This window comes from Rhodoluna sp., assembly GCF_024641065.1.
Classification (GTDB): Bacteria; Actinomycetota; Actinomycetes; order Actinomycetales; family Microbacteriaceae; genus Rhodoluna.
In genome coordinates this window covers 1-11,088 of sequence record NZ_JAHEDV010000012.1, presented here as the reverse complement: position 1 = coordinate 11,088, position 11,088 = coordinate 1, and the positions used below count along the sequence as shown (strand labels likewise).

The following is an 11,088-nucleotide window of genomic DNA, read 5'->3' as shown; positions in this document are numbered from 1 at the left end:
GCAATCGCGCTTGGCGGCGACAACTCGGTCACCTTTGCCGCAGCCCGCGGCACCTTTGGTGGCGACCTCTCGGGTGCTGGCCTGATTACCCTCGATGCCCACCACGACCTGCGCGACGGCATCAGCAATGGCTCGCCGGTTCGACGCCTAATCGAGGCCGGGCTAAACCCCCATCGAATCGTGCAGATTGGCATCGCCGACTTTTCAAACTCGCCAGAGTACGCGCAGCGTGCTCAAGACCTCGGCATTCACGTGATTCCACGCAGTGAACTTCGCAAGCGATCAATCGAAGACATCTGGGCAGAGGCAATCTCGGTTGCCGGTGCTGGCGGTGCGGGCATCCATGTGGATTTCGATGTTGACGTTTGCGATCGCGCTGAGGTGCCGGCCTGCCCGGCCGCTGCACCTGGTGGCATCAGCGCAGACGAGCTTCGACAGTTTGCCTACCTTGCCGGATGGAGTTCTCTGGTGAAGTCACTCGACATCACTGAAATTGATGCGACCAAAGATGCGCCAGACGATCGAACCATTCGTCTTGCGGCGTTGCTTATTCTCGAAGCAGCTGCCGGTTTAGCTACTCGCTAATTAGGCAAGTTTCGCGATTGCTAAATAGAAGGCAATCGAGAACATGATGCAAGCGATAGCTATGTCGAGCACTCGCCAAAAGATTGGCTTCGACATAAATCGTGAAGCGGCTTTCGCGCCGAAACCGATTGATGAAAACCAAAGCACACTCGCACTCATCGCACCAAAACCGAAGGCCCACTTGTCTGCAAACTGATTGCTGATGCTGCCGAGCAAGATTACTGTGTCTAGATAGACGTGTGGGTTCAGAAGTGTGAAGCCCAAAACAGCCGCGACAACTTTCTTGCGCGAAGTCGCTTGATCGCCAGAGACATCCATGACTTCGTTTTTGAATGCTGAGCGAACGCTCTTGATGCCGAACCAGGTTAGATAGGCAACTCCGAACCATCGAATAATTTCGAGAAGCCAGGGCAACCCTTGAATGATTGCACCGAGACCGGCGATGCCGAGTGCGATAAGTGCTGCGTCACACAGAGCGCAAATGGCGACAACGATGAAAACGTGCTGACGGGTTAGACCCTGGCGAATGACGAATGCGTTCTGTGCGCCAATAGCGACAATGAGGCTGAGACCGGCGAAAAAGCCGGGCAGAAACGCAATCATCGCTCTAGGCTAGCGGCCTGAGCTCCCCAAGTTAGTTTCACCGTGAACATGCCATTTTCGACTGCGGTTTCGATTGAATCAGCACCAGCAAGCATCTGTTGCCACCCCAAGCCAGGGTTTGCAGCGCTTGTTGGTTGAGAGATGGCATTGGTGGCTGTCAACACTAATGAATCGTTCAGAGTGCTAAATGAGAAATGCACGACCCTGGCGTTGCCGTGACGAACGGCATTGGTTAAGCACTCCTGAATCGCCTCTGAAACCCTGACAGTCAAACCTTTGGAGCTTTCAATCCGGGCCCTGATTTCTGCGGGCAATTCAAGGTCTATTTCAACCAATCCAAGCCAACTTTGAGTCAAGTGTGTGAGTTGCGAGCTGAAGTCTTGAGCAACCTCCTTAGTGCTGAAAGCCTCTAGCAAGTCTGCCCTCACTAATTCCAACTGTTGCGCTGCGCGGCCCATGAGCTGCGCCGACTCATCTTTGTAGTTTTCATCTGCAGTAGCGGCAATAGCAAGTGAGACAGAAGCCAATCGTCCTTGAACAGATCCGTGCAGTAATTTCGCCAGGCGAGTGCGCACGGCATTGAGTTCTGCTCGCGATTTGACGAGAGACAGCTCGAGTTCTGCAGAAGCTTCGCTTAGTTGAGCAACTCTATTTTGATAAGACGAGCTGAAACCACGAATTAGAAAAACCAGAAACCAAATGCTGACCGCACCGATTGGCACAGCTAGCGCGAAGGTGTCTAGGTTTGCTTGAACACTAGGCAAAGATTCTGTTACAGGTCGAACTATTTGCATTCCTATTAGTGAGACTGCAACATATTGAAAAGGAGCACTCACAATCTTCAAATTCTGAGGAATGTGGGTGATTGCCATCAACCTCAATCTGTCAATCATTAGCAAAACTGGAAAGCCAATCACCAATGTGGCTGCAGCGATTGCGGTCGTGAGCAGATCGCCGATGGCAAGTGCGAGTGAAATCAATTGCAAAGACCCAATTGCAAAGACCCAACCTAGGTTTGCAGAATAGTCGCCACCAAATTTAACGAAACCAGCCCAAGAGAATCGGCTGCGCGCCTCGGGAACAACGAGTTCGGTCTCATTCGCCCCAGAAAGTTGGTGGCTGAAGAGACGAACCTCGTTTTCGCTCAACTTGCGAACGTTGCTGGCAACTTCAATACTTAGTGCGGGATTAGAGACGACCCGCAAATTCGCCAACTGCTCTGAAATTTGGTCGAGTACTTTCTGAATTCGACCTGCAATTGCGCCTTCAAGGCTCTCGCGATAGCGGCGAAGCTCAGTATGAGCTGAAGAATTGAGCGCAACCAATTGAAGGTTCTTAGTGTGAATCTGGTTGTATTCCTTCACGTTGGCAATCAAGAGCCCGGCCGCCAGGTGACCCATGAGCAGCCATGAAGACGCAACAGGGCCGGCTACAAGCAATACTGACCAGGCCGACAATCCCGAACCCATCGGCAGCCATTCAATCTCAAGACCCGAAATCAAGACAATCGAATCGAGCAGGCCTGCGAACAAGTACGAGAGCAGCACGAGGATCACTCGCCGCTTGGTCGCAGCCTTTCGAACCGCGACGTTGCCGAGAAGCGCAGAACTAGATGCGATCAGGTGAGCGACCAATATCACTGTGATGACAAAGCTCGCATCTTTGTCAGACTTGGGATAGTACGCCTCAAAAGCAAAAAAGAGTATCCATGGCGTTAGGGCCAGAAGAACCCAAGGATTGGCTGAATAATTCTGTGACAGGTACCCGTTTACTACTTGGGCAAATCTTTTCAACGGACTTGCACTCGACCTTGGCGCCAGATACTTACGGCCTCGACACGCAGATTGCGAGTTTCGCTGTGCTCTAAGCCAAGCGCAATGTAAGTTCGTTTGATCATGTTCTCTACCGCACGAAGACTCGTGCCACGAATATCGGCAATCGCTTGATTGGTTAGTCCTTGACTCAGCAACCTTAGAGTTTCTGCCTGGGCCTGAGAAATAACCAACTCTGCACTGTTGTCTCGTTCAATTCCATTTTCGTCTTCGTCATTTGACAAATGCGAGATTGATTGATTTACAGCCCGCCCGATGTCTTGAAGGTTTTCAATTGAAGACTTCACCAAATATGAGACGCCTACCGGAAGCTCACCTGAGCCAGCCAACAGCGGGCTGCTGTGAGCGGTTAAAACGACAAGGCCTATCCAAGGAAAATCTCTCGCGACAACTTTCAATAGTTCATGACCACTTGCGCCCTGGCCCAAGTCAAGATCTGAAACCAGCACGTGTGGCTCTGATGACTTGATTAGCTTCATAGCGTCGGCAGCAGAACCGCAATCAAAAACGTGAAAGCCCTGCTGTGTCAACGCGCCTGTGACTAACTGTCGAGTGAATGATTCGTCCTCGACAACTAAAACGCGCAGGTTGCTCGCCATGGCGAGTTAGACAAGTCCCATGAGTTTGAGTGAAAGCACAAACATTATGATGCCACCAATGCGATAGACCCAAACCATGCCCTGCTTCTGAACAGGGCGCTCAGCTGTGTCTCCGTGACGACCGAACAGCTTAATCACGGCAAGCACGAGCAGCGGAATAGGCAAAGCCATGAACGTCATCGATGCCGCGAACTCGCCCGAGAAGGTGCCGGCAGCCCATGCCGAGGTTAGCCCTGCAATCACAAGCACTAGGTTCAAGCCCGGAAGCCCAGTCGGAAGGAGCTTCCACAGCCAGACAAAGTTTGGCAACTTGTGACTAAACCACTGAAACGCTGTTGGCAGTACAAACAGCATGCTTCCGATGAGAACGTATCCGTTGTAGCCGAAGATGGCACCTGCCACCAAAGTGAACAACCCGAATCGCAACAGCAGGCTTATAACGCGCTGTGCCCAGCTGGTGTGTGCAACCACATTTTCTTCTAGCAATTCGACATTCGTTCTTGCAATCAGCGCTTCGATTAGAACACGAACCACTGCTGCCAGAGCAACCGCAATCGCAAAGTCAACAACGTGGTTTGCTACCACCAATGTTTTGCCCGCAATGGCCGGCAAACTCGAAACGGCTGAAGTGGCTATCCATGCAACTAGCGCAGCAGAGATGCTTGCTTGAATCAGAGTTTCCCAAATTCTTCCTTCAGCAACATTTCTGCGCTCCCTGAAAGCTTTGGCCACCATGCCTGGTGCGAACCAGATCAAAGCAATTGCAACAAGCACTGCCAAGTCAGAGTTCGAATTGATTCCAGCCGCAAAGACGGTAATCAACGCGAATGCAATGAATGCAACCGCACCAGAGAGAGAGTCAAAGACCGCAATCACAGCGAGCACAATGAACAACTGCCAAACCGGAGGCAATAGCTGGTCTGCGTTTTGTATCGCTGCGACAACTGCAATTGCAATTGCAGAAACAGGCAGAGCCCAATAGAAGCGTCCGATTGTGTTGCGCAAGTAGGCAGCGCTCAAGATGATCTTTGCTAGCAAAGGCGAAACGCGAGCAACTGCACTTGCCAAATTCTTCAACGCGTTTTGCGCACGTCGCATGCCGGTGACACCGAGCACAGCGGCAGACACTCCAGCCGAAGAACCTCCCGATGAAGATCCACTGGTTCCAGAGGCAGAACCACCACCAGAGGCCGAAATCGAGCTCGTGCTAGACGCACTAGCAGTTGTTGAAGCAGCCGAAGCTGAACTCGCTGCAGAGGCAGACGCTGCCGCAACTGACGCGGTTGCAGAAGCACTAGCCGCAGAGGCACCGGCACTTGCACCAGCAGCTCCAACAGCTCCAGCAGTCGCACCTGAAGCGGCTGCGCCGGCAGCACCAGCAACTGCGCCGGCAGCAGCTGCGGCACCAGCAACTGCGGCCACAGCAGCGACAACGGCTCCGGCACTGGTCACGATTGAGGAAACCGCTGCTGATGATTCAGCCGTGCCGAATGGGTCGAATGCCTCAGAAGGTGCGCTGTCATCGCCCGTTGCTCCAATTGCCGGATTCGCAACTGGTGCGCCGGGTTCAATGGTTGGCAACTGCAAGTTTCCTGGGTTCAGTAGGTTGCCTAGCGAGCCAATCGGGTCGCTAGGGTCAAGCGCTGCGGCTCCATTGCTAGTGCCAGGGTCGCCGTTGGTTGCGCCTGAAGAAGAGGCAGAAGCACTCGGGCTTGGCGAAGACGAAGGCGACGGGGCAACGCTCGGAGTCGATGAAGCCGATGACGAAGGGCTCGCCGATGGAGTCGGGCGCAGGGTTGGCGTAGGCGACGGGGTTGGTGTCGGCGTAGGCGTAGGCGACGGGGTTGGTGTCGGCGTAGGAGTAGGCGTAGGAGTCGAGATAGGAGCAGCTGGTCTCGCTGGTGCAGTCACATCGATTGATGCAATTGTGGTTAGCAAGTCTGCAGGTGCGGTCTCGTTTCCGGCAGTGTCAGCAATTGAGAAACTCGGAGCCAGCTCTAGAGTGCTTGGTCCGGTGGTTTCAGGCGCGACGCTTGAAGTTGCCGTAATGGTGCAAACTCTGTTGCTGGTTTGAACGATGCCAGTTATTGAGGCGATGCCCGTAAGGGTGAAATCGTGACCTGCAACAGTCGACAATGTCGAGCAGTCGATGTCTGTGTCACCTTCAACAGTGAAGTGCAATGTTGTTGAATTCAGAGTTGCCGCTTCAGCATAGAGATTGATCTTAGGTGACGTTGTGTCGATTACTACGGCAGCAGATGCCGAGATTGATCCGGCTGCACCAGGAGCAGAGAGACCAAGCATGGCATTAGCACCGACACCAGATGTAACTGATTCAACGATTGTTCCGCCATTGAGTTCAAGTGCGGTTGCTGAAGCATAATCTAAATCGTTTGTGTTCTGGCTCGACTGAACTGTGTATGTGAAAGTGAGCTCTGTGGTTCCGGTTCCGCCTTGATAAGTTGCGAAATAGTCGACTCCCTCGAAAGTGAATTTCAATTGCGGGGTTCCCGAAACATCAACTGGAACGCTAAATGTCACAGTGACGGATATTTCTGATCCGGCTTTGAATACACCTGTTGTCGGAGCGGCAGTTGTCGAAACAACATAAGGTGCAACCGGCACAACGGTTGGAGCTACTGTTGCCGGAATTACGTTGATGCTTAGCAAGTATGAGTCGTCTCCAACTCCCTGCAGCTGGTTATCGCTAACTGCAGCACGACCAAATCGAATAACCGATGGCTGAGCTGGCTTAGGTTTTAGCTGATCTAGGTTTAGGCCAGGCAAGAACCTGGCAGGCATGATTGTGCCTACTGGCACAACTACGATCTTCAACTGATAAGAACCGGTCTGTGTGAAGGCCATAGCGCCGATTTTGGCCAAGTCGGCACCGCCCTGAGGTGTCAGGGATTGCTTGCCGAGGTTGAGCCAATCACCGTTGCCAATGCGGATGTAACCCCAAGCTTCGTGAGTGGCGGCCTTTCCGGAGACCACAGAGAATTCGGCACCAACCTTGGTACCTTGAATAACTTCAATTTGGTCAGTCAGTTCATAGCGAGTTGCCGACGGCTGATTCGCAATGTTTCTTGAACCTGTCGCGCCTGGCGCGCCCACTGGTGGTTCCACAATTTTTGCTTGGGTCAGTGCAGTGTTCAGAGCGGCTGCGGCACCAGGGTCGGTTGGTGTCATGCCAGTGGTGGCCGAACTCGGCGGAACCAGTGTGTAGTTCGCGTTTGAAACAGCATTGTTAATGCTCGCTGAACTTGGCGGTGCGGCAGGTGTTGCTGTGATTGTCTGCACGGCATAGGCGTTGATCGCGGTCTGCGCGTTGCCGGCTGCATCTGTCATCGAGAAGGTGCCCGACTTGGCTAGCGTGATGGTGCCTTGCACGCCGGGGGTAAGTGTGTGAGCTGCTGAAATTTCACAGGCGGTCGGTGCAATCTGTGAAATTCGCACGTCTGCTAGATCGATACCCGTTGTCGTTAGGTCAGACACAGTTAGTGATGCACAATCAATCGACTCTGAACCGGTAACGTTAAAGCTTGCGCGATTGTTAACTAAGTCGGCTGAAGAAGAAAGTGAAAGCGTTGGTGCAGTCGAATCGAAAACAAAAGTTTGTGACTTATACAACTTGGTGTCCCATACAGCGTCACCGATAGTTTGGCCACCGTATTCAACGACCAATGTTGGGTTAGTGAACCAGCCGATGCCGTCATCCCACTGACCGTTTGAATCCATGCTCATGTCATCAGAGGTGTTGTTCGGTTCTATCTGCGCATTGAACAGGCCGGTTTGCCAGTTGCTGTATCTGCCTGACACAGAGCCACCTACTCCGAGGTTGTCGGCCCAAGGGCCGCAGACACCGAACACGCAAGCGCGCCAGCCCGGTTCATCCCAGAATTGAACGCCGTCATCTGGCCCGCCAGACCAGGTTTGCCATGACCAGTTCGCGTAACTGTTTCTTGCACCCAACCAAATAACTTGGCCGCGGGCTTCGTCTTTTACGATGCTGTTTTCGGCACCCGAGCGAATGGTTGGAAGATAACCCTTAGCTGCTCCAAAGTAACTCGACTGTGCGGAGCTGTTTGCGTTGCCTCGGTTAGTAAAGGTTCCGCCAATGAATTTGTAGAAGTGGCGTGTGTCATACAAGAAAGTGCTGTCTGGTTTGAGGATGACCTCAATTGTGCGCGCAGTGCGGTCGGCAGAAGTTGTGCTCCACTTAACAGCGCGCAAAATTGCTTGAGCTGTTCCAATTGCAATCATCTGAGGCGATCCCGAAATCTCGAGTATCTTGTCTGTGCCAGATGTGGTGAGTGTTGATGTGAAACCAGTTGTCGGCGTGTAAGTGCTCGTCAACGTGTCGCCAACCTTGAAGTTCTTCAGAACAACGCGAAAGCCACTGATAGCGCCGGTTCCACGATTCTTTATTTCAGCGTTTGGAGCAAGTGCCACCGAACCAGTTGCCGAAAGGCCGTTAAGTGTTCCGAGGGTGATCTCTGGCGGAAAGTAGAACGTGCGCTCTACGCCATTGCCAGCGCTGGCCGGAGTTGGGTTGCCCGCGATGTCGGTGCCTGCCGCTGCTGGCAAAGATGCAACAAGACTGCCGCTGGTTGGTTCGGCGTTTGAAACTTGAATTGTGTATGAACTTGATCCTGCAGTTCCAGACGTCAAAGTTTTTGTCCAAGTGCCGGTGGTGCCCGAGTATCCGGTTAGCTGCAAATCAGATGCTTGAATGCCATACACCGGGCCATTGAAAGTGAACGTGTAGTCGATAGTGCTTGCGTTTGCTGCGCTAGAGCTTGCAAGGCCCGCAGAAAAAGTTGGTGCGATTGTGTCTTTGGTAATTGTCGCTGCCGTATTGTCTGCCGCGAGCGCGTTTCCGGCACCATAGGTTGCACTAATGCCCGCAAGGTCTTCGACTCTGTTTGCAAGAAGTTTCAAAACGACGGTGCCCTCAGAGCATCCCGTTACATTGACAACAACTTGTCTGTTGGTTGTAAATGATGATGCTGGTGTTGCGACACAGCCTGTTGCGGTGCTGCCAGTGAACGCGAATGATTGGCGTGTGGCTGTTGCGTAGTTACTTGCATACAGGTGACGAACATCTTCTGAGAATGTCAGAGTGTAAGGAACTGTTGCTGCGTTGAAATATCGCGTTGAGCCAGACACCTTGGTGTCTGCAGGCGGAGCAAAACTAACAACGGTCGGAACCGAGTAGTCGACCTCAACCGCCGCCGAGCTTGCTGCTGCGGTTTGGTTGCCAAGTGCATCTTGCAAGAACCCTGGTGAGAGTTTCAGCGATAGTAAACCTGAGTCTGCGCTTGTAAGCGCAACGGGGTTCGTCAATGTCACAGACATGACATTTCCGGCGATGGTTGGTGTTCCGATTACCCAGTTATTGAGAGACGCAGTGGTTGGCACCACGGTTGCATCAAGTTGAATCTTGGATAGGTCAGGCGTGCCACCAACGAATGAAACTGCTTCATCGAATGTGTAGTTGTAAACAACAGGTGCGGTCTTTGTCGACGTTGGGTTTGTGACTCCGGCTTGAAGAGCTGGGCCCGAGGTGTCGATAATTGCTGTGCCACTCAGGTTGCCGAGACCGGGAACATTTGAAACTGAGGTCGTGCCAGTGGCATCAACTGTCAGCGTCACGGGGCCGTCAATTGCCGAACCATTGAAGAGTCGCACTGTATAAGTGGATGAACCGCTGGTGCCCGAGGTGATGCTTGGGGTCCAAGTTCCGCTCAGCCCACTTGCGCCTGAAATCGAAAGGTTACCTAGACCAAAACCGGTGACGCCCTCTGCGAAAGTCACAACGTAGTCAATTGCGTTGCTCGTGGTTTCTTTGTCGGCATTCACTGCCTGAGGAACAACCGAAAGAACTGTGGTTCCGCGATATGCCAAACGGATTCGACCACTTGCAGCGCTGACTCCGGAGGGCGGAGCGTCAATTGCTATTGGGTTGTTGATGGTGGTTGTCTGTGACGCTTGGATTGGGTTTGATCCGTAGTGCTGAATTGTGCCGTACGCGTCAAGGAATGCGTCAGCAGCTGGCTTAACAAATGAAGCATCAAATGTCGCCGTATTAACTGTGACTGCCGGTGCTAGGTAAGACGAACCCGCACCACCACCACCGTAGGTGCCACCGCCACCACCGTAATAGCCACCGCCACCACCACCGCCAGAGCACCATTCATAGGTCCAGCCGTTTAGTCGATAGTTTGGTTCTGAACTTCGCTGCAGTCCACCGGCATTACCGCCAACGCCAAGAGCACCCGCGGTTGAGTAGTTTGTTGTGTCGCAACCCATCCATGTAATCGACACTGGAGCTAGCGCACCGCGAGCACCTCCCGCTGAGGCAGTTGCGTTAGCGCCCACATGAACAGGGTCCATGCCCTCTGAGTTCAATCCCGTCGGGGCAGTTGCACCAACACCAAATGCACTGCCGCCGCGATAAAGAATCGATGATCCACAATATGCAGGTTGTGCTGGGTGAGCTGGGTCGCCCGCATATAGCCATCCGGCAGGCGAGCACTGCAGGTAGTGCGCGCCACCGCCACCGCCACCGGCAACTACAACTCGATTTGAAAGTGCGGTTCCACCGACTCGAATATCAGAAGCGCCACCGCCACCGCCACCTTTACCTATGCCAACACCAGTCGATGGTCTGAAGTTTGGATCGCGAATTTGACTAGCGCTCGGCATTGAACTTGAGTAATACGAAATGGAGCCATCGCCGCCACCGTTCCAGCCACCTTTTATTGGTGCGCCAGCCCCACCGACATAAAGGTTTAGGACTTGGCCGCCGGTAGTTGGCAAGACACCGCTGACTACGGCAGAGCTTCCGGTGTTTCGGTTTTGAGTGAAGCTTGAAGATGACGAGCCTCGGCCACCGACTGCGATGAATGAAATGTTGCGAACGCCGTTTGGCACCGTAAAGGTTTGTTTATCGCCCGTATAGAAGTATGTGCGCTCACAGTTCACGCCAATGAAAGTCCAGCCACTAGGGCACGGATCAGCAATTGCTGGCTTGGCGTCTAGCAGCACTGTTGCCGAAGCAAAGACTAGAAAAAACGCGATTAGTGAAGAAAAGAATTTGACTGCATATGAATTACCCCGGCGCATGTTGCGAGTCTAAGTTGCCATGCCTTTTTGCGAACTTATTGGCACCAGGTAGAGTTCGGTTTACCGAACCTGCTGCGCGAACGCGTACAACCGGGCAAAACGCAAAATGCCTCCCCGAAGGGAGGCATTTCGTTTGTGGAGACTAGGGGGGTCGAACCCCTGACCCCCTGCTTGCAAAGCAGGTGCTCTACCAACTGAGCTAAGTCCCCTTGCGGGTTTTCACTTGTTGCTTCACAGTCATTTCTGACTAATGAAGCGGCTGCTTGGTGGGCCTAGGAGGACTTGAACCTCCGACCTCTTCATTATCAGTGAAGCGCTCTAACCACCTGAGCTATAGGCCC

The 11,088-nt window shown here is 53.1% G+C and carries 5 protein-coding genes and 2 tRNA genes; 1 reads left to right on the top strand and 6 read right to left on the bottom strand.

Translation table 11 applies throughout. The annotated features are described in order from the left end of the window. A partial coding sequence (locus Q0L26_RS05500) for an arginase family protein (RefSeq protein WP_296648487.1) occupies nucleotides 1–585 on the top strand: 585 nt, incomplete at its 5' end. Here Q0L26_RS05500 and Q0L26_RS05495 read toward each other — a convergent pair. From Q0L26_RS05495 to Q0L26_RS05470, 6 genes are all read right to left on the bottom strand, one after another. Further along, on the bottom strand, nucleotides 586–1,188 hold the full coding sequence (locus Q0L26_RS05495; RefSeq protein WP_296648484.1) for a LysE/ArgO family amino acid transporter: 603 nt from the start codon (nucleotides 1,186–1,188) through the stop codon (nucleotides 586–588). It abuts the gene before it with no gap. Further along, the gene (locus Q0L26_RS05490; protein ID WP_296648482.1) at nucleotides 1,185–2,822 is read right to left on the bottom strand and encodes a hypothetical protein; all 1,638 of its coding nucleotides are present in this window, start codon (nucleotides 2,820–2,822) and stop codon (nucleotides 1,185–1,187) included. The genes Q0L26_RS05495 and Q0L26_RS05490 overlap by 4 nt, the downstream gene beginning before the upstream one ends. Before the next feature lie 155 nt (nucleotides 2,823–2,977). Beyond that, nucleotides 2,978–3,619, bottom strand: a complete 642-nt coding sequence (locus Q0L26_RS05485; protein ID WP_296648479.1) for a response regulator — start codon at nucleotides 3,617–3,619, stop codon at nucleotides 2,978–2,980. Between the two features lie 6 nt (nucleotides 3,620–3,625). Continuing rightward, a complete protein-coding gene (locus Q0L26_RS05480) occupies nucleotides 3,626–10,747 on the bottom strand; it encodes a glycine-rich protein (RefSeq protein WP_296648478.1) in 7,122 nt (2,373 codons plus the stop codon). A 136-nt stretch (nucleotides 10,748–10,883) separates the two neighbouring features. After that, nucleotides 10,884–10,956 (bottom strand) — tRNA-Ala (locus tag Q0L26_RS05475). 55 nt (nucleotides 10,957–11,011) lie between these two features. Next, a tRNA-Ile gene (locus Q0L26_RS05470) sits at nucleotides 11,012–11,088 on the bottom strand.